Source organism: Entomomonas sp. E2T0 (assembly GCF_025985425.1).
Taxonomy (GTDB): domain Bacteria; phylum Pseudomonadota; class Gammaproteobacteria; order Pseudomonadales; family Pseudomonadaceae; genus Entomomonas.
The window spans coordinates 3,079,327-3,098,736 of sequence record NZ_CP094972.1; the positions used below are offsets into that span (position 1 = coordinate 3,079,327).

Below are 19,410 nucleotides of genomic sequence, written 5' to 3' on the forward strand. Positions count from 1 at the left end.
ATTATTTATTTCTAGCTTGTAACTCTTGAGTAACTTTATTATTCCATACAACGGAGCAAGGCTTTAAGCCTGAAGACCTATTAAATAGCTTTGCCTCAATAACATTACACCATTCCACAGAGCCTAAATCAGGACCATGACCTGCAGTATCTGCACTCACTACTTGGCTATCAACCCAAACAAACCACGCATCAGATCCTTCTACTAAAGCAGTTGGTCGTTTATGTAAGTCATCATGATTTGATGTAGTACATGCAGAACAAAAAACTAATATTACAGCACCTAAACAATAACTTTTTAACAACATCTAACCCTCTCTATATAGAGTTAGCACAAAATGGCTAACTCTATACTTAATATTAATCAAAAAAACGCTGACCTGTTTTAGCCATCACACGTAACTTATCAGTAACATGATAAATAGCACCTAAGTCCTTATATTTATCAGCCATAGCAACAAAGTTGGCTACCCCTACAGTATCAATATAACGCAAAGCACCACCTCTAAATCTTGGAAAACCTAAGCCATAAAGTATTGCCATATCAGCCTCTGCCGCTGTTTCAACAATACCTTCTTCTAAGCAACGGACTGTTTCCATACAAAATGGTACCATCATCCTTTCAAGAATCTCTTGATCAGATACTTCTTTTGACTGTTTAACTAATGGTTTTAACAGATCATAAGCTACTGAATCTGCTTCTTTTTTAAGTCTACCATTATTATCTTTGCTATATACATAGAAACCTTTACTATTCTTTTGCCCTAAACGTTCTGCTTTATAAAGAACAGCAATAGCATCATTACCTTCTTTTTTCATGCGATCAGGGAAACCGGCAGATAATACTTCTTGGCAATGCCAACAAGTATCCATACCAATCACATCAGATAGATAAGCAGGCCCCATCGGCCAACCAAACGCTTCCATTACCTTATCTACATGTACAAAATCAGCACCATCAGCAATTAAAGACTCTAATCCGCCTAAATAAGGAAATAACACTCGATTGACTAAAAACCCAGGACAATCATTAACAACAATAGGAGCCTTACCCATTTTTTGTGCATAAGCCACAATAGTTGCAATGGTATTTTCACTGGTTTTCTCACCACGAATTACTTCTACTAATTTCATGGCATGCACAGGGTTAAAGAAATGCATCCCACAAAAATTCTCAGGGCGTTTTACTGATTGTGCTAATAAATTAATAGAAATAGTAGAAGTATTTGAAGTAACAATAGCGGTTTCTTTTACACTCGCCTCTACCTCTGGCAATACTATTTTCTTAACTTTAGGACTTTCTACTACAGCCTCAATCACCACATCTACTTTATCAAAACCTTCATAACTTAATGTTGGATGAATACGTTGCAGTGTGTCATTTTTTTGTTCTTCAGTAATCTTGCCACGTTTAATATTTTTACTAAGAATATTATTAGCTTCTGCCATACCTAACTCATTAGCATGGTCATTAATATCCTTCATAAAAATAGGTGTACCAGTAGCTGCTGATTGGTAAGCAATACCACCACCCATAATACCTGCACCTAATACTGCTGCATAATTAACAGGCCGTGCTTTCTTTACATAGGCTTTAGCTTTACGTTTAATCACCTGCTCATTCATAAATAGGCCAATCAAACTAGCTGCCACATCAGTTTGACCTAGTTTAATAAAACTATCCACCTCTAGCGCTAATGCTTTGTCACGAGCTAAGCTAATATTTTGTTTTAATAAACTAATAATTTCACCTGCTGCTGGATAATTAGCTGCCATTTTACTATTAGCAACCTCTGCTGCCTCAAAAGCCGCCTGCTGAGCTACTTCATCTACTTGCACAGGGTCTAGTTTAACTTGACGATGTTTTTTATAATCAATTTCACCTTTAATCGCTTTTGTTAATAAATCAATAGCTACATTTTTCAATTGATCATTTTCAGCTACTGCATTGACTGCACCTAATTGTAATGCAACAGCTGCTTTATTATTTTTACCCGTAGTCATCCATGTTAAAGCATTAGCTAAACCTATTAGACGGGTTGAGCGTACAGTTCCACCATAACCAGGACAAATACCTAAACCAACTTCAGGAAAACCTATTTGCGCAGTAGTACTCATCACACGAAAATCAGTTGTTAGCGCTATCTCTAAGCCACCGCCTAACGCTAAACCATTGATAACAGAAATGGTTGGATAAGGTAAATCTTCAATTTCATTAAATAATTTGTGCACAGCTGTAAAGGTTTCTTTTTGTTTAGCTACTGGCTCACGAAATAGAGGAATAAATTCAGTAATATCAGCACCCACTACAAAAGCATCTTTACTACTTGTTATTAATAACCCTTGAAGTGATTGCTCTACTTTAATTGCAGCTACTGCTTGCTGTAACTCTTGCAAAGTTAGTGTATCAAACTTATTTACAGATGAATCCGTAGCATCAAAACTTAACTCAGCAATATTATTTTCGAGCATTAAAACTTTAATGTTTTTACCTGAGTAAATCATTTATTAATCTCCATAAAACAAGCGCGTAAAAGTTTATATTATTAGATCAATATAACATTATTTATAATTTCTTATTAACATTCATTGTAAAAGAATACCAGTGCGCTATACAGCTTTTCTTTAAGCTAGATATTTTCCTATAACAAATTTAATACTTAACTATATATTAATTTTGGCAATTTTAATAAATAATTAATGTTACTCATTTAAATAACCATTATGATTATTTAAACATTTATTTGAAAAATATAAATAGGGATAAACGTTATGCAGTGGATTTTAATGTTGGTTGGAGGAGCTGTTGGTTTACTTATGGATCAATCCCTTGTATCCTCATTAATGGGAGCAATTTTTGGATTAGTACTTGGTTTTAGTTCTCGTATTCAAAACTTGGCCAGTGAGAATAAAAAACAAGAAAAAGAATTACAATTATTAAAAGCTCAACTAGAGCAAAATCAGCAATCCATTGCTAAACAAATTATCCATATTAATAAACAGCTACACACCTTCACTAGCGATGATAAACAAACAGAACCTGTTGTTTCTCAAACTAAATTTACAGAACCAGCCTCACCAATAGTTGCTAACCAAAAACCTATAGAACAGCCAGTTTCTATTAAACCTATAAGCATTAAACCAATTACAGAACAAAATACCCAACAACATAAACATATAGATACTATTAGTAAGCCACTACCATCAACTTTAGAGAAAGCTCCTGATAGTATAATTACACAAGATATTCAGCTCCCAGCCAAACAAACAATTGATACCACTTCTATTGCCAGTACTATTACTACTCAAAATATAGAGCAACCAGCTAAACAACAACAGCCACAACCAATAAACCAAACAGCACCAGCTGTAAATACACCTATAGACCCAGTCAAGAAACAACCTCCTATTAGGAAACCAGCACCATTAAAAACCACAGTTAATGAAAACAATATAGATATATTTGGTATGGCCCGTAATTGGTTATTTGGAGGTAATACTATATTACGTATAGGTGCCATTATTTTATTTCTTGGGCTTGCCTTTTTATTACGTTATGCCACTGAAGGAATGACCTTCCCCATTGAAGGCCGTTACATAGGTGTTGCCATTGGTGGCTTAGTATTAATTAGTTTAGGTTGGCGATTACGCAATAGAGTGAATAACTATGGCCTTATTTTACAGGGTACTGGTGTTGCTGTACTTTATCTAACCTGTTATGCAGCCATGTATTTACACAAATTATTACCTGCTAATACTGTTTTTATCTTATTATTATTTATTACTATTTCATCTGCCCTACTCGCTATTTTCCAAAACTCTCTTAGTTTAGCAGCTGCTGCAGCTTTCGGAGGCTTTGCCGCACCTATTTTAGCCTCATCAGGTGGAGGTAGCCATGTTGCCTTGTTTAGCTACTTTGTGTTGTTGAATACTAGTATTCTAACTATTGCATGGTTTAAAACATGGCGTCTGTTAAATCTAATTGGTTTTGTAGGCACATTTGGAATAGGTTTTGCTTGGGGTATAAAATCTTATACGCCTGATTTATTCTGGAGTACTGAGCCTTTCCTAATTGTTTTCTTTATTATGTATATTGTAATAGGCTTATTATTCGCTCGCCGAAAACTCTACGATGCCAAACATGCGCCAGATGACCGTAATGCTCTATTGCAATGGTCAGTTCGACAAACTGACTATATTGACGCAACTGTTATCTTTGGTACACCAATTGTAGGGTTTGGCTTACAATACTCCCTTATCAACCATATTGAATATGGTTTTGCTATTAGCTCCTTTATTTTGGGTATTTTTTATTTACTACAAGCTTTTGCTTTCTATAAGTTTGGTAGTAAACGTATCTCATTACTAACCGAAACTTGTTTAGCGCTAGGCGTAGTATTTACGAGTTTAACCATTCCACTTGCATTTAATGCTAGTTGGACTTCTGCTTCTTGGGCGATGGAAGGCGCTGGAATTTTCTGGGTTAGCTTAAGACAACAACGCAAAATTGGTCGATTATTTGCGGTATTTTTACAATTTGCTGCAGCCATTGCTTTTCTTACTGAAATTAACCTAGGCAACCAAACATTATTAGCTGGCTCTTCACTGGGAGCTTTAATGCTAGGTATCGCTTTACTATTTAGTTTTTATCAAGCAGAGAAATATTATGCAGATTTAGAGAGCACAGAACGAAGCTTAACTACCATGTTTAGTATTACAGGTCTTAGCTTTATCTATTTAATAGCCCCATTGCACTTTATGCAACAAGGAACTGCTGTAAGTTGGGCAGTTGCGGGCATTGTTACAATGTGGTTAGGGTTAAGAATCAAATCTTCTCTTTTCTTTAATTATGGGTTAATCATTCAAGTACTAGCAAGTTTTGTGTTTATTACGGGAATAAATAGTCAATATTTAGGTTCTGCAATCAATGCCGATTGGTATCAACTCATTACATGTATGATATTTGGCTTACTATTACTCACTAATGGCTTATTTATAACTGAAGATAATGGTAATCCACAAAATCAAACATTACGCTATAACATAAACATTATTCTATTATTAGGATTAATTTTTACTAACCTTGCCATTCTATTTGTATTACCTTGGCAAATCGTAGCAAGTTGTTGGTCTATCAGTGGGTTATTTATTTTCGTATTAGCTGTTCGCTTTAACCTTATACTACCTTTCTATTTTAGCTTAGCTTTACAAGTCATCGCTACACTAACATTTGCTCATAACATACCTGCTACAACTGATTTACCAGCATTTGGCCATATTAGTTTCTGGACTCCGATTATTCTTAGTATCGTTGCATTATTTGCCTCATGGCGAATACAACAACCCATTTCAATAAAAATGCTTCAACAAACAGTGCAACCTATTTCTCGAATATTATTAATTTGGGGAGTTGGCTGGTGGGGCTTTGCTTTTTTAAGTGAAATAACACGTGTTGCTGATACAAGTTGGCAATCTACTTGGTTATTATTAACAACAGCTATTAGTCTATTTTTATCTGGCTTGATCGCTAAACGTTTTCAATGGAGAGATCTAGTTCTAGTAACAGGACTACTTGTACCTATAGCATGCACCATTTTCAGCAATAATTACCTCTCTCCTTTTAGCCAATTTGGCTGGTTAGCTTGGGGAATGGTATTTGCTGTACACTTCTTTAATTTAAAACGATTAAATGAACTATTACCAGATAATGTTTTATCTCTCTGCCATATTGTTGGTCTATGGTTATTAATAACTGTCTTAACCACTGCACTAAATCAGCTACTACCTATAGTATCTATAACAAATGCTAATGCTTGGCATTGGTTAGTTTGGATGTTTATTCCTAGTTGTTGGCTATTACTTATCTGTTATAAACAAAACCTACCGTGGCCTATCAATAGCTTTAGTAGAGAGTATTGTTTTATTGCTTCTTTACCGATAGCTGCATTAACTTTAGCTTGGTTCTGGTTAGCTAATACTTTTAGTACGGGTAATATCCCTAATATCCCTTATATTCCTTTACTAAACCCATTAGAGCTAGGGCTATTGTTATCCTTAGCCAGCTCTGTTTGGTGGTTATATAAGCACCTTAATGAATTTGAGATAACAACAAAAACTACACGACGTATTACCCAAATTATCATAGGTATTTCACTATTTGCATTGAGTACAGCCATTGTTTTCCGTACAGCATTTCATTGGGCGCATGTTCCGTTTCACTTTGAAGATCAAGTACAATCAATGATAGTACAAGCTAGCCTGTCTATTCTCTGGACATCTATCGCCCTAGCACTGATGATTGCTGGTCATAAAAAAGTTTACAGGGAACTTTGGTTAATTGGCGCTAGCCTAATAGCAGTGGTTGTAGTAAAACTATTTTTTATCGAGTTAAGTAATAGTGGTAGCTTAGCGCGTATTATTTCTTTTACTATAGTGGGCATTTTATTACTGATTGTGGGATACTTCGCTCCTTTACCACCTAAACAACAAGAACCACAAGAAATACCATAGAGTTATTAATTATGTCTTTTTATAGCAAATTACCTAATCTAGGTACTACCATCTTTACCCAGATGTCACAATTGGCAGCGGAAACTGGTGCTATCAATCTATCTCAAGGTTTTCCAGACTTTGATAGTCCCCTAGCATTACGTGAAGCAGTCAGTGAATATACCTTATCAGGCCATAATCAATATGCACCAATGATTGGTATACAATCACTAAGGGAACAAATAGCTAAAAAAATTCAGTATTTCTATAATAAGCAACTCAACGAAACCACTGAAATCACCGTTACACCAGGTGCTACGCAAGCTATATTTTGTGCTATCCAAGCAGTGATTAAAACAGGTGAGGAAGTTATTGTATTTGACCCTTGTTACGATAGTTATGAACCTGCTGTTACATTAGCAGCCGGTCGTTGCATTCATATTCCTCTGCAATTGCCACATTTCACTATTGACTGGCAACAATTAAGAGATGCAATTACCGCTAAAACTCGTCTTATTATCATTAATACTCCCCATAACCCTAGTGGAGCAACATTAACGGCACAAGACTTACAACAATTAGCTGATATTATTCGTGATAAAGATATTTATTTAATCGGTGATGAAGTTTATGAACACCTTGTGTTTGATCAAGCTGTTCACCATAGCTTACTCACTCATGATGAATTATTTGAACGTTCTTTTGTTATAAGCTCTTTTGGCAAAAGTTTCCATGTAACAGGTTGGAAAATAGGCTATGTTGCAGCACCAGCAGCATTAACAGCAGAGTTTCGTAAAATACATCAATATGTTAGCTTTGCAACCGTTACCCCCCTCCAATTCGCCTTAGCTGATTTTATGGCAAAACAGCCTAACCACTTAATAGAGCTACCTGATTTTTACCAACAAAAAAGGGATCTATTTTGTAGTTTATTAACAGCCTCTAAGTTTACTTTTACACCGACGCCCAGCACCTACTTCCAATTACTAGACTATAGTCGAATCAAACCAGACTTTAACGACCTACAAATGGTAGAATGGCTAGTCAAAAAACATAGCATAGCCGCAATTCCTATTTCTGTATTTTGTCAACAACCACCTCAATCATTGCGATTAGTTCGCCTATGTTTTGCCAAAAAAGATGACACGCTACGTCAAGCAGCGGAGAGATTATGCGCAATTTAGAAGATTTAAATATTGCTTTAGTTCAAACTGATTTGGTTTGGCAAAACCCTGAAGCTAATAAAGCTCATTTTGATAAACAATTTGCACAAATTACTAATACTGACATTATTGTTTTGCCTGAAATGTTTACTACTGGCTTTTCAATGGATGCAGAAAAACTAGCTGAGTCAGAAGATGGTCAGACTATTCAATGGTTAAGACAATCAGCCATTCAATTACAATCTGTTGTGACAGGCAGTTTAATTATTCGTACTAATGATAATAAGTACTTTAATCGGTTATTTTGGGCAAGACCTGATGGCACTATGGTGCAATATGATAAACGCCATCTATTTCGAATGGCTAATGAACATATGCACTACTCTGCTGGTGAATATCAACTGTTAGTTGAACATAAGGGTTGGAAAATTCGCCCTCTTATTTGTTATGACCTACGCTTCCCAGTCTGGAGTCGTGATCCTTATAATACAGATTTATTATTATATGTTGCTAATTGGCCCTCTGCTCGACGTCAACAATGGAATCGTTTACTACCTGCTAGAGCCATAGAAAACTTATGTTATACAGCAGGTGTTAACCGTATCGGTAAAGATGGCAAAGGCTACCCTTATAGTGGCGATAGCCAACTGTTTGATTATCTTGGTGAGCAATTAGTCACTTGTGAAGATAAAGCAGGAGTTTTTAACTATACCTTATCGGGCAGTAAACTATTAGCATTTCGTGAGTCTTTTCCTGCTTATCAAGACGCCGATATGTTTGAATTAAAATAAAAGGGTTTATTAACCCTTTTATTTTAAAAACCCTCTGTTGATATAAAATCAACATCTGTTTTAGGCTCTGCTAACATCAGTTTTTCGATTACCTTCTCTAAACTCATACCACCAAATATAATGGCATACAAGCCTGTTACTAAAGGCATATAAATCCCTAATTCATCTGATTTTGCTTTTAATACTTTTAAGGTATTAACTCCCTCAGCTACTTCACCTAAACGACTTACAGCCTCTTCTAAAGATAATCCCTGACCAATAGCATAACCCACTTGATAATTTCTACTCTTAGGAGAACTACAAGTGACTAATAAATCTCCTACACCTGCCAATCCTAAAAATGTCATAGGATTTGCCCCAAGTTTTACTGCAAACCTCGTCATTTCTGCTAAAGCTCGAGTAATCAACGTAGCACGGGTATTCTCTCCCATTCCTAATGCTACCGTCATGCCTGACATGATGGCATAAACATTTTTTAAAGCCCCACCTAGCTCAACACCATAGCGATCATTGCTGGCATAGACTCTGAAAGTACGGCCATGTAACACTTCTTGTACCTGTTGGCAAACACTAGTATCTTCACTGGCAATTACTGTGGCTGTTAAGGCATGCTCTGCTATTTCTCTTGCTAAATTAGGGCCAGATAACACCCCTATTTTGGCTTGAGGAGCAAGTTCTTGTAAAATCTGACTCATTAATAAAAAAGTATTAGCCTCAATTCCTTTAGTCATACTAACTAATATTTTATTATTTAACTCACTGGCAATAGGTTTTAATACTTCACGTAATGCACTAGAAGGTAAAGCAATAAATAGTAAGTCAGGCTTAATCGCCTTTGTTAAATCGGTAGTTGGATCAACTGCTGCATGAATAGGTACACCTTTTAAGTAACGGGGACTTTGCCGTTCAGTACGAATAATCTCTGCCTGTTGAGCATCACGCATCCACATTAGAACTTTATGGCCATTTTCTGCCAATAAATTAGCTAATGCTGTACCAAAACTACCACCACCAATTACTGCTACAGTTCTCTGATAACTCATATAAAACCTACTTATTTTCAGTAAATACCTAACTATGCAATATCATTTAATACTAAATTATTAATTCAATAATTTAGAATGTTTGTATTTTTAAATCATTAAAAGGTAAAATACAACTTTTATATACTTAAGCAATAGCCACTACTCGTTACATTATTAGATTATTTATAATCTTTCCCTGCCAATAGGCAGACATAATAGCTAATAGTTAGGTAGGTAGCTATCAACATTTTAATTATAAATGATCTAAGGAGTTTACATGACACCACAACACAGTTATTCCTATGAAGATTTGCTTAAATGCAGTCGAGGAGAGCTGTTTGGTCCGGGCAACGCTCAATTACCTGCGCCCAATATGTTGATGATGGACCGAATTATTAATATCAACTCTACAGGGGGCAAATATGGCAAGGGAGAAATCATTGCAGAACTTGATATTCGCCCTGATCTATGGTTTTTTCAATGCCACTTCATCGGCGACCCTGTGATGCCTGGCTGTCTTGGCTTAGATGCTTTATGGCAGTTAGTTGGTTTTTATCTGGGTTGGCAAGGTAATCCTGGTCGTGGCAGAGCGCTTGGTGCTGGTGAGGTAAAATTTTCAGGTCAAGTTGTTCCAACTGCGAAAAAAATAACCTACCATATTCATATTAAACGTACTATTAATCGTTCATTAATATTAGCCATCGCAGATGGTAGTGTTAGCGTAGATGGAAAAGAAATCTATACTGCTGACAGTTTACGTGTTGGCTTATTTACTTCCACTGACAACTTCTAAGGGTTATTCGTATGCGTCGAGTTGTGATTACTGGTTTAGGCATAACCTCTTGCCTAGGCAACGATAAAGAAACTGTTTCTACTAGTCTTCGTACTAGCCGTTCAGGTATCCGTTTTAATCCAGAATATGCGGAAATGGGGTTACGCAGTAATGTTTGTGGGTCAATTGATCTTAATTTAGAAGAGCTTATTGATCGTAAAATTAAACGTTTTATGGGTGACGCTGCTGCCTTCTCCTATTTAGCAATGAAACAGGCTATTGCTGATGCTAATTTAACTGAAGAGCAAGTATCTAACCCTCGTGTTGGTTTAATTGCTGGTAGTGGTGGTGCTTCTACCTTTAATCAAATGGAAGCATTAGATACACTTCGTGAAAAAGGCATTAAACGTGTAGGTCCTTATCGTGTTACCCGTACTATGGGTAGTACAGTATCTGCTTGTTTAGCTACACCTTTTAAAATCAAAGGTCTTAACTACTCTGTTTCGTCAGCTTGCGCTACAAGTGCTCACTGTATTGGAATTGCTATGGAGCAAATCCAAATGGGTAAACAAGACATAGTATTTGCTGGCGGTGGTGAAGAAGAACATTGGACACAATCATTCCTATTTGATGCTATGGGTGCCCTTTCAAGCCAATACAATGATACCCCTGAAAAAGCATCGCGTGCCTATGATGCTAACCGTGATGGTTTCGTTATTGCAGGCGGTGGTGGTATGTTAGTGGTTGAAGAACTAGAACATGCCTTAAAACGTGGCGCTAAAATCTATGCTGAATTAGTAGGTTATGGTGCAACTTCTGATGGTTATGACATGGTTGCACCAAGCGGCGAAGGTGCTCTACGTTGCATGCAACAAGCACTATCTACAGTAACTGGCCCTATTGACTATCTTAACACACATGGCACTTCAACACCTGTAGGTGATATTGCTGAAATTAAAGCAGTTCGTGAAATGTTTAAAGATGGCAAAGTACCTCCTATTAGTTCTACTAAGAGCTTATCAGGTCACTCATTAGGTGCTGCTGGTGTACAAGAAGCTATTTACAGCTTATTGATGATGGAAGGTAACTTTATTGCTGGCTCTGCTAATATTGAAACATTAGATCCAGAAGTAGCAGATTTACCTATCCAAACATCAACAGTAGAAAACGTAACGCTAAACCATGTTATGTCTAATAGCTTCGGTTTCGGTGGCACTAACGCTACTTTAGTGTTCAAACGTTTTGAAAAATAATTTGAATATAAAACAAAAGGGGCTGTTAAAGCCCCTTTTTTATTACTTATATTTTTAACTTAATTAAAAGTCATCTTCCACATAACCTTTGATTTTATATTCACGGGTTTCTAAATAAGCATTACGTATAAAAATATAAGGATCCCCCACTATCATCCCTTCTAAAGATAATAAGCGAGCCCGAGTATCTAAAATCTCACCACCCCAAATACCATAGGCAACACCGTTATCATTAATATAAGGTGTAACATCCATAAAGAAATCTGGCACTTTACCTGTAGCATCTCTAACAGTACTAGGGCCTAAGAACGGCAACATTAAATAAGGACCACTAGGTACGCCCCAATGTGCTAGCGTTAAACCAAAATCTTGATCACTACGTTGCAGTCCCATTTTAGAGCCAACATCAAAGAAACCTAACAAACCAAAAGTACTATTAAAACCAAAACGTGCTAAATCAACACCAGCATCATGAAGTTTTAACTGTAGTACATTATTACCAAAATTTTGAACCTCACCTAAGTTATCAGCCATATTACTGACACCTGTTTGTACAAACTTTGGAGTAACCCATTGGTATCCCTTAGCAATAGGTTTTAAAGTATAACGGTCAACCGTATCATTAAACTTATAAACCCCTCTGTTAAAACCTTGCCATGGATCATTTGTTTCGGCCCAACAATTACTAAATAAAGCTACACTCAAACAAACGCTTAAACTAATTTGCTTAAGAAACTTATTGGCCTTTTTCTTCCCAGAGACCAGCTTCATAATTAATTATCTCCAGCTTGTCATATATTTTTATAAAGGATAAACCGCTATATTATATAGAAATAAACTTACCAACAATAATTTTATCATCGGTTATTTCGCTTTTTTATACCAAAGTTCAGCAAAAGTTTATATTGCACCATAATAAATTGAAAACGCACAAAAATAGTGCATAATTTAATTGACGATAATTTAGACCAAAGAAATCATAGTAAATTCCGCTTATCTAATGAAAGATAATAGGCATTTGTTATTGGTTTAATTCTTGCATTACCTTATGCAAGCAATGAGACAACGAGTTATGACACTATCAACAACACTCAATAAACTATTACTAGATAATTTAACCACTACTGTTATTTTATTAAATAGTAAGTTGCATATTAAATATATTAATCCTGCTGCTGAAATTATGCTCTCAACAAGCTTTCAACGCTGTGTCAATCTTCCAATAACAGATATTGTCTCTGAAAAAACAGAATCGCTCACTTTACAACAAGTACTCGAAAAGGGGCAAGCATGCACCAAACATGATGCATGCTTAGTGACTAGTAATAATCAAGAAGTTATGGCTGATTATATTATTACTCCTATAACATCAGAAAATAAGACGCTTTTCCTGATAGAAATTATTGTACTGGATATTTTAAGAGTTTCTCGTGAAGAGGTTATTCTCTCCCAACAAGAAGGTAATAAGTTGTTAATTAGAGGATTAGCCCATGAAATTAAAAATCCATTAGGTGGTATTCGTGGCGCTGCTCAACTACTTGAACGCGCCCTTACAGATAACTCTTTTAAAGAATATACTAATATTCTTATCGAAGAAGCAGATAGATTATGTAATTTAGTAGACCGTATGCTAGGCTCTAATAAACTTCCAAATTATCAAATGACTAATATTCATGAAATATTAGAACGTGTTTATCAACTTATTACTGCTGAAAGCCAAGGTAATATTCATTTAATTAAAGATTATGATCCTAGTATTCCTGAAATCATTGTTGATGCAGAACAAATTATACAAGCAGTACTTAATATTACTCGCAATGCACTTGAAGCTTTACAAAATTCAGCCATTGAAGACCCTAAAATTATTCTAAAAACACGTGTTTTACGTCAATTTACGATAGGAACCATTCGCCATCGACTAGTTATTAATATTGATATTACCGATAATGGCCCTGGTATTCCTCCTCATATTAAAGATACTTTATTTTTTCCTATGGTAAGTGGTCGACCTGAAGGTACAGGTCTTGGACTAGCCATTACCCAAAATATTATTACTCAGCATAAAGGGGCTATCGAATGTCATAGTCAATCAGGGAATACCAAGTTTTCTATTTTTCTACCCTTAGAATAAGGAATAACACTATTATGAGTCACACTGAAAATGTTTGGATCGTCGATGATGATCGCTCAATACGCTGGGTATTAGAGAAAGCATTACAACAAGCAAATATGCAAACCCAGACTTTTGATAATGTTGATGCTGTGTTAAATGCCTTAGAGTACAGTAAACCTAATGTCATAATTTCTGACATCCGTATGCCAGGTAGTAGTGGCTTTGATTTACTAGGTCATATAAAAGCGAACTATTCAGATATTCCTGTAATTATCATTACGGCTCATTCTGATTTAGACAGCGCTGTTGCCTCCTATCAAAGTGGGGCTTTTGAATACTTACCTAAGCCCTTTGATGTTGATGAAGCAATCTCACTAGTAAAACGTGCTTATATTCATAGCCAAGAAACAAACAATAAAACCCCAGCTATTGAACCTATCGAACCTGCTTCTGAAATTATAGGTGAAGCACCAGCCATGCAGGAAGTTTTTAGGGCTATTGGTCGACTAAGCCAGTCAAATATCAGTGTACTTATCAATGGCGAGTCAGGAACAGGTAAAGAGCTAGTTGCTCATGCACTACACCGTCATAGTCCAAGAGCAAAAGCACCCTTTATTGCATTAAACATGGCGGCTATTCCTAAAGACTTAATGGAGTCTGAACTTTTTGGCCATGAAAAAGGTGCCTTTACTGGTGCAGCAACACTTCGTCGCGGTCGTTTTGAGCAAGCCAATGGCGGTACTTTGTTTCTTGATGAAATTGGTGATATGCCCGCTGACACACAAACCAGACTATTACGGGTATTAGCGGATGGTGAATTCTATCGTGTGGGTGGGCATATACCCATTAAAGTGGATGTACGTATTATCGCTGCTACTCACCAAAATATTGAAATGTTAGTACAAGAGGGAAAATTTCGCGAAGATTTATTTCATCGCCTCAACGTTATTCGTATCCATATACCTCGCTTATCTAACCGCCGCGAAGATATCCCTGCCCTAACCAAGCATTTTTTACAAAATACCGCCAAAGAACTGGCGGTAGAACCCAAAGTGCTTAAACCAGAAACTGAAGAATATTTAAAAAACCTTCCTTGGCCAGGCAATGTACGTCAACTAGAAAATATTTGCCGTTGGATCACTGTAATGGCATCAGGTAGAGAAGTACATATTGATGATCTACCACCTGAAGTGCTTAATCAAACTAAACCAGAAACTCCATCAGGTAGTTGGCAACAAAACTTAAAACTATGGGCCGAACAAGCCCTTAAGCAAGGTCAAACCAATCTATTGGGCGAAGCTATGCCTACTTTTGAGAAGGTAATGATTGAAACCACACTAAAACATACTGCCGGCCGCCGTCGAGAGGCAGCTTTCCTATTAGGTTGGGGTCGAAACACTCTTACTAGAAAAATAAAAGAACTCAATATGGATGCTGATCATGTTGCAACGGATGAAGAATAACAAACTTGACTAATAAGGTTATTCTAAATTAAAAGAATAACCTTTTAGTTAGTTTTTATTGGGTCTAGCAAATCCTGCTAAACAAAGCACAACAATACTAGATAGAAATAATGCAATAAATGCTAAGTGTAAACCTATAGCATGGGCTAAAAAACCTATCATTGGGGGACCTAATAACATCATTACATACCCCATCATCGCAACTGAGGCTATGGCAGCCGCAGATGACATCTCCTTGGTTTTAACTCTGGCTGCCAAGGTCAGTAAACAAGGAAAAATAATTGCCATACCAATACCAGACAAAGCAAACCCTATAATAGCAACGATAGGAAAATAGCTAATTAAAGCAATAAATAACCCTAACACTGAGCAAGCAGCACCCCATTGAATTGCTCTGATTGCTCCCACATAATCCACCCAACGATCACCAAATAAACGACCTACAGCCATAGTCCCTGTAAAAAAAGCTAAGCCAAGTGCAGCCAACCATTCTTGAGCACCCATATTCTCTAAAAATAAAGCTGACCAATCAGCCATTGCTCCTTCAACAAATACAGCAGCTGAAGCCACACAACCAAGAATCCACAATTTACCTTTTGGTAAGACAATAATTGGTACCTTAATCTCAGCTCTAATTTCATCAGTAATATTATCTGTTGAATGTAATAGATACCTTTGATTGATAACCACACCTATAATCAATAAAATCGCAACCATAGATAAATGATAAGCAGGTGTTATAGCAAACTTTGCTAATAGCCCACCCAATAACGATCCTAGCATAGCACCTACACTAAAAAGACCATGAAAAGAAGACATAATTGAGCGTTGATATATACGTTCTAAAGCTGCCGCCTGATCATTCATAGAAATATCTATTAACCCCATGCCTGCACCAAACACTATGAAAGCCCCAGCTAATGTCCATACATTAGGTGCTATTCCAATCAAAAACACAGAGAGTATTGTTAAATAAGCAGCAATAATGGTAGTTCTTCTACTAGAAAAATGACCAATAAGAAAACTAGACAGTAATGTAGCAATAAAAGAGCTTAAAACAGGACATAATAATAAAAATCCCCAATCCATTTTGGTTAATTGTAATTTTTCCTGAATAAAAGGGGTACGAACAGCCCAACTACTAAAGCTCATCCCAGCCACACCAAAAAAGAAAGCTATAGAAATACGTAGCCTAGAAAGCTTTAATTGTTGAGTTGCTGAAGCAGATAATGATGACATAAACCATAATCGACCAATTAAATAAGGGGTGTATTGTACGGTAAAAGCTTATTTTGTCGATTATATTCTTGGCTATGCCTCTTATATTCACCTCTTAAAGACTCATTAATTAGTATTAGATCGTAGCCCTCAAAGATTTATACCCCTTAAAAAATTGATCTTCATCAGTAAGTTACCATTCCCCTGTAGCAGTTAGTCGCAAAAAACCAATTTTTTTGAAAAAATACCTTGAAAATGGCTTACAAAGTTATAAAATCTTTAATTATCTGCATTATATGTATTGATTATCTAACGCAGTTAAGGTAGTTTTATCCATACTCTGTTATTAGGGTATTATTTGCTTTAAACTTTTCCCATCATTAAGGAATATATGTATGAACAAAGCTGAACTTGTAAATGCAATTGCTAGCAAAGCTGAGATTACTCAAACTGAAGCTAATAAAGTATTAAATGCTGTATTAGAAACTATTACTGAAACTCTAAAAAAAGAAGAGTCTATTGTATTAGTAGGTTTTGGTACTTTTGAGGTTAAAGCTCGTGCTGCACGCGTTGCTAGAAATTTAAGAACTGGCGAACCAATGACTATCCCAGCTAAGAAAGTTCCTAGTTTCAGAGCAGGTAAGGGTCTTAAAGAAGCTGTTAATCAAGCTAAGAAACCAGCTGCTAAAAAGGGTAAGAAATAATCTAACTACTTTGATTATTTCAAAATAAAAAGCAGATAGCTTTAAAACTAGCTGCTTTTTATTCTTTCCCCTCTTACAACACTCCCCCTCCCCATAAAAATTTTAACTATTTCACAGTATATAAAACAATTTTAGATACTCTAGTGTTTTATGAGTATAATTGCTCATCATTAAATTCACTATTGGAATGTAATATGACTTTTTCGCTTAAACCATTAGCAGCCATACTACTATCTAGTTTTGTTTGTTTAAGTTTTGCTCAAACAACTACACTGCCTGATCTAACAACAACTGTTAATCAAATTAAACAAAACTTACCTAAACAACTATCTACAGATTTATTATTAACTGATATTAATTACGATCACCAAAAACAAATCCTTATCTATACAGCTACACTGTTGGATCCTCAACGCATAATTAACAAAACTGAGCAAGATAAGGTCACTAATGAAATTTGTTACAACCCCACTTTACGTTCTGCCATAAATTTAGGCATGACTGTTAGTTTCTTTTATTATGGAATGAATAAAGATCTTTTAAAAAATATTGTTATCACAGAATCGTCTTGTGAACTTAACTTTAAACAATTTGAAAGCCAGTTAAACAAAGAGCTCACACAAATAAAAACCTCGCTTCCCCATCCACTTAATAGTCAATTTATCGCTTTCAATATTAATTATGATGCAAACCAAAAGACTATTTCAATTGATGCCAAAGCTGATAAAGAGTCAATTAATATCAACGAAATGACAAAAGAAGACAATATTAATTTAATCTGTAACCATCCTTATTTTTCCAAATTAACAGAAAAATATATTAGTTTTCATTTAAAATATTATGGAAAAGATGAAAATAAACTAGTCAAAGACTTTTCAGTAGATCTAAGAGACTGCAAAAACCCCACTGGTGCAGAAACAGCTATAGAGGATGACTTAGATAAACAATTAGCTCAAGAAGCAAAAACTATCAAGCAAAATCTTAATGCACTTAGCAATGATAGCATTCAACTGACTGATGTAGGCTATAATCCACAACAACGAACTATTTGGAATAAAGCCATCATTAAACAACCTAATATCACACCTGCACAAATCAATCCCAATATGAATATTGCTGGTTTATGTAATAACCCTACTACTCGTCAAACGATAAACAAAGGCGTTACTTATCAATATAGTTACTATGATACTAACAACAACCTATTAACTAGTTTTGCTATTGATAAAGAAACTTGCCGATCATTTGATCAAACAGCCAATATACTATTACAAAGATAGCTACTTGTTGTTGCTACCCTTATATTATAAAGGGTAGCAATCTATATAAGTTCTATATTCAACTCCCTTTCTTTATTTATTAATTTTCCTATAATAAACACTACCCTATTAAATTCTAACTACCCGAGATTATCATGCCAGAATTTTCAGATATTTTTATTGCTAAAAATCCAGAAGATGCGGTTAACTATAATATTTTAGAACACAGTCACCCTTATATTGCACTCAATGACTTCACTGATTATGAACTCAGTGCTTTATGGGCAAGCCTTACCAATAGCCGAGTTAAAGAAATACATGAGTTAGAGTTTATTGAAATAGATTCAGATGCCATACTCTATCGACTACCAGAGCCTTTTTTTAAAGCACTAGTAACCTTAGAGGATGCAGATTTAATCTCAGCTGCCGCTATTTGGGCTGAACACAATGAAATTCATTGGCGATTACCCCATGCTCAACAAAAGCTAGAAGAAATAAGAGCGTTAGCCAAACAAGCACAACTAGAAAATAAAGAATTGTACTTAATATTAGCTTAAGCTAAATACATGATCAGCAAACGAATGGATAACAAACAAGAAGAAAAGATTAGTAAGTTACTCAGCTATATTCTTCGTCATAAACCAGAAGAATATAACTTAACATTAGATAATCAAGGTTGGGTAATTATTCATGATTTATTAGAGAGCTTAGCTAAAGATCAACAGCCAATCACTAGACAACAACTTAATTATCTTGTGGAAAATAATGATAAAAAGCGCTTTACTATTTCAGATGATGGTTTAAGAATCCGCGCTGCCCAAGGACATTCTACTAAGAAAGTCACTATTGAATATGTCCCTCAACAGCCTCCTAATACTCTCTTTCATGGAACAGCTACGCGTTTCCTAGACACTATTAAACAGCAAGGATTACTAGCAGGCTCAAGGCAATATGTACATTTATCTACAGATACTGAAACAGCTCACAGTGTTGCTATAAGACATGGCCAACCAGTTATTTTAAAAATTAATAGTGCCGAAATGTATCAGCAAGGTTATCATTTTTACTTGGCTGATAATGGTGTATGGCTAACAGAACATGTACCTGTTACTTACATTAATGATTAATCAAAAAAATCCCTCAAAATGAGGGATTTTTTTA

16 protein-coding genes are annotated in these 19,410 nt (G+C 35.7%); 11 read left to right on the top strand and 5 right to left on the bottom strand.

Annotation, left to right across the window (positions count from 1 at the left end):
- Position 1 precedes the first annotated feature (1 nt).
- Positions 2-307, bottom strand: coding sequence for a hypothetical protein (locus MTZ49_RS14590; protein WP_264746182.1), 306 nt, complete (start codon positions 305-307; stop codon positions 2-4).
- A gap of 52 nt (positions 308-359) precedes the next feature.
- Positions 360-2,504 (bottom strand): fatty acid oxidation complex subunit alpha FadB, encoded by a 2,145-nt coding sequence (gene fadB, locus MTZ49_RS14595; RefSeq protein WP_264746183.1) that lies wholly within the window; start codon positions 2,502-2,504, stop codon positions 360-362.
- Between the two features lie 267 nt (positions 2,505-2,771).
- On the opposite strand from fadB, the gene MTZ49_RS14600 reads away from it, so the two are divergent.
- Genes MTZ49_RS14600 through MTZ49_RS14610 form a run of 3 tightly spaced genes read left to right on the top strand, consistent with a single transcriptional unit; the run spans position 2,772 to position 8,442 of the window.
- Positions 2,772-6,509, top strand: a complete 3,738-nt coding sequence (locus MTZ49_RS14600) for a DUF2339 domain-containing protein (RefSeq protein ID WP_264746184.1) — start codon at positions 2,772-2,774, stop codon at positions 6,507-6,509.
- 11 nt (positions 6,510-6,520) lie between these two features.
- The gene (locus MTZ49_RS14605) at positions 6,521-7,672 is read left to right on the top strand and encodes a pyridoxal phosphate-dependent aminotransferase (RefSeq protein ID WP_264746185.1); all 1,152 of its coding nucleotides are present in this window, start codon (positions 6,521-6,523) and stop codon (positions 7,670-7,672) included.
- Positions 7,660-8,442 (top strand): amidohydrolase, encoded by a 783-nt coding sequence (locus tag MTZ49_RS14610; RefSeq protein ID WP_264746186.1) that lies wholly within the window; start codon positions 7,660-7,662, stop codon positions 8,440-8,442. The genes MTZ49_RS14605 and MTZ49_RS14610 overlap by 13 nt, the downstream gene beginning before the upstream one ends.
- Positions 8,443-8,465: 23 nt before the next feature.
- On the opposite strand, the gene MTZ49_RS14615 is transcribed toward MTZ49_RS14610, so the two are convergent.
- Entirely contained in the window at positions 8,466-9,485 is a 1,020-nt protein-coding gene (locus tag MTZ49_RS14615; protein ID WP_264746187.1) for an NAD(P)H-dependent glycerol-3-phosphate dehydrogenase, read from the bottom strand.
- A gap of 259 nt (positions 9,486-9,744) precedes the next feature.
- On the opposite strand from MTZ49_RS14615, the gene fabA reads away from it, so the two are divergent.
- Positions 9,745-10,260 (top strand): 3-hydroxyacyl-[acyl-carrier-protein] dehydratase FabA, encoded by a 516-nt coding sequence (gene fabA, locus MTZ49_RS14620; protein WP_264746188.1) that lies wholly within the window; start codon positions 9,745-9,747, stop codon positions 10,258-10,260.
- Between the two features lie 11 nt (positions 10,261-10,271).
- Positions 10,272-11,492 (top strand): beta-ketoacyl-ACP synthase I, encoded by a 1,221-nt coding sequence (gene fabB, locus MTZ49_RS14625; RefSeq protein ID WP_264746189.1) that lies wholly within the window; start codon positions 10,272-10,274, stop codon positions 11,490-11,492.
- A 63-nt stretch (positions 11,493-11,555) separates the two neighbouring features.
- Here the strand turns inward: fabB and MTZ49_RS14630 are convergent, their stop codons facing one another.
- Complete coding sequence (locus tag MTZ49_RS14630; RefSeq protein ID WP_264746190.1) at positions 11,556-12,263, bottom strand: VacJ family lipoprotein; 708 nt, start codon at positions 12,261-12,263, stop codon at positions 11,556-11,558.
- Between the two features lie 301 nt (positions 12,264-12,564).
- Here MTZ49_RS14630 and glnL point away from each other — a divergent pair, with 301 nt between their 5' ends.
- Both glnL and glnG read left to right on the top strand, forming a co-directional pair.
- Complete coding sequence (gene glnL / locus MTZ49_RS14635; protein ID WP_264747897.1) at positions 12,565-13,623, top strand: nitrogen regulation protein NR(II); 1,059 nt, start codon at positions 12,565-12,567, stop codon at positions 13,621-13,623.
- A gap of 14 nt (positions 13,624-13,637) precedes the next feature.
- Complete coding sequence (glnG, locus tag MTZ49_RS14640) at positions 13,638-15,068, top strand: nitrogen regulation protein NR(I) (protein WP_264746191.1); 1,431 nt, start codon at positions 13,638-13,640, stop codon at positions 15,066-15,068.
- 48 nt (positions 15,069-15,116) lie between these two features.
- Here glnG and MTZ49_RS14645 read toward each other — a convergent pair whose 3' ends face one another.
- The gene (locus tag MTZ49_RS14645; RefSeq protein ID WP_264746192.1) at positions 15,117-16,307 is read right to left on the bottom strand and encodes an MFS transporter; all 1,191 of its coding nucleotides are present in this window, start codon (positions 16,305-16,307) and stop codon (positions 15,117-15,119) included.
- A gap of 374 nt (positions 16,308-16,681) precedes the next feature.
- On the opposite strand from MTZ49_RS14645, the gene MTZ49_RS14650 reads away from it, so the two are divergent.
- The 4 genes from MTZ49_RS14650 to MTZ49_RS14665 all read left to right on the top strand — a co-directional run bounded on the left by MTZ49_RS14650 (position 16,682) and on the right by MTZ49_RS14665 (position 19,376).
- A complete protein-coding gene (locus MTZ49_RS14650) occupies positions 16,682-16,990 on the top strand; it encodes an HU family DNA-binding protein (RefSeq protein WP_201094832.1) in 309 nt (102 codons plus the stop codon).
- A gap of 194 nt (positions 16,991-17,184) precedes the next feature.
- On the top strand, positions 17,185-18,270 hold the full coding sequence (locus MTZ49_RS14655; protein ID WP_264746193.1) for a hypothetical protein: 1,086 nt from the start codon (positions 17,185-17,187) through the stop codon (positions 18,268-18,270).
- Between the two features lie 134 nt (positions 18,271-18,404).
- A complete protein-coding gene (locus tag MTZ49_RS14660) occupies positions 18,405-18,806 on the top strand; it encodes a hypothetical protein (protein WP_264746194.1) in 402 nt (133 codons plus the stop codon).
- 24 nt (positions 18,807-18,830) lie between these two features.
- Positions 18,831-19,376, top strand: coding sequence for an RNA 2'-phosphotransferase (locus MTZ49_RS14665; protein WP_264747898.1), 546 nt, complete (start codon positions 18,831-18,833; stop codon positions 19,374-19,376).
- Positions 19,377-19,410: the final 34 nt, after the last annotated feature.

Coding starts and splice junctions, on each gene's coding strand:
- MTZ49_RS14610 (WP_264746186.1), top strand. CDS start 7,660: ATGCGCAATTTAGAAGATTTAAATATTGCTTTAGTTCAAACTGATTTG.
- fadB (WP_264746183.1), bottom strand. CDS start 2,504: ATGATTTACTCAGGTAAAAACATTAAAGTTTTAATGCTCGAAAATAAT.
- MTZ49_RS14655 (WP_264746193.1), top strand. CDS start 17,185: ATGACTTTTTCGCTTAAACCATTAGCAGCCATACTACTATCTAGTTTT.
- glnL (WP_264747897.1), top strand. CDS start 12,565: ATGACACTATCAACAACACTCAATAAACTATTACTAGATAATTTAACC.
- MTZ49_RS14645 (WP_264746192.1), bottom strand. CDS start 16,307: ATGTCATCATTATCTGCTTCAGCAACTCAACAATTAAAGCTTTCTAGG.
- MTZ49_RS14605 (WP_264746185.1), top strand. CDS start 6,521: ATGTCTTTTTATAGCAAATTACCTAATCTAGGTACTACCATCTTTACC.
- fabB (WP_264746189.1), top strand. CDS start 10,272: ATGCGTCGAGTTGTGATTACTGGTTTAGGCATAACCTCTTGCCTAGGC.
- MTZ49_RS14590 (WP_264746182.1), bottom strand. CDS start 307: ATGTTGTTAAAAAGTTATTGTTTAGGTGCTGTAATATTAGTTTTTTGT.
- MTZ49_RS14665 (WP_264747898.1), top strand. CDS start 18,831: ATGGATAACAAACAAGAAGAAAAGATTAGTAAGTTACTCAGCTATATT.
- MTZ49_RS14650 (WP_201094832.1), top strand. CDS start 16,682: ATGAACAAAGCTGAACTTGTAAATGCAATTGCTAGCAAAGCTGAGATT.
- MTZ49_RS14660 (WP_264746194.1), top strand. CDS start 18,405: ATGCCAGAATTTTCAGATATTTTTATTGCTAAAAATCCAGAAGATGCG.
- MTZ49_RS14615 (WP_264746187.1), bottom strand. CDS start 9,485: ATGAGTTATCAGAGAACTGTAGCAGTAATTGGTGGTGGTAGTTTTGGT.
- glnG (WP_264746191.1), top strand. CDS start 13,638: ATGAGTCACACTGAAAATGTTTGGATCGTCGATGATGATCGCTCAATA.
- MTZ49_RS14630 (WP_264746190.1), bottom strand. CDS start 12,263: ATGAAGCTGGTCTCTGGGAAGAAAAAGGCCAATAAGTTTCTTAAGCAA.
- fabA (WP_264746188.1), top strand. CDS start 9,745: ATGACACCACAACACAGTTATTCCTATGAAGATTTGCTTAAATGCAGT.
- MTZ49_RS14600 (WP_264746184.1), top strand. CDS start 2,772: ATGCAGTGGATTTTAATGTTGGTTGGAGGAGCTGTTGGTTTACTTATG.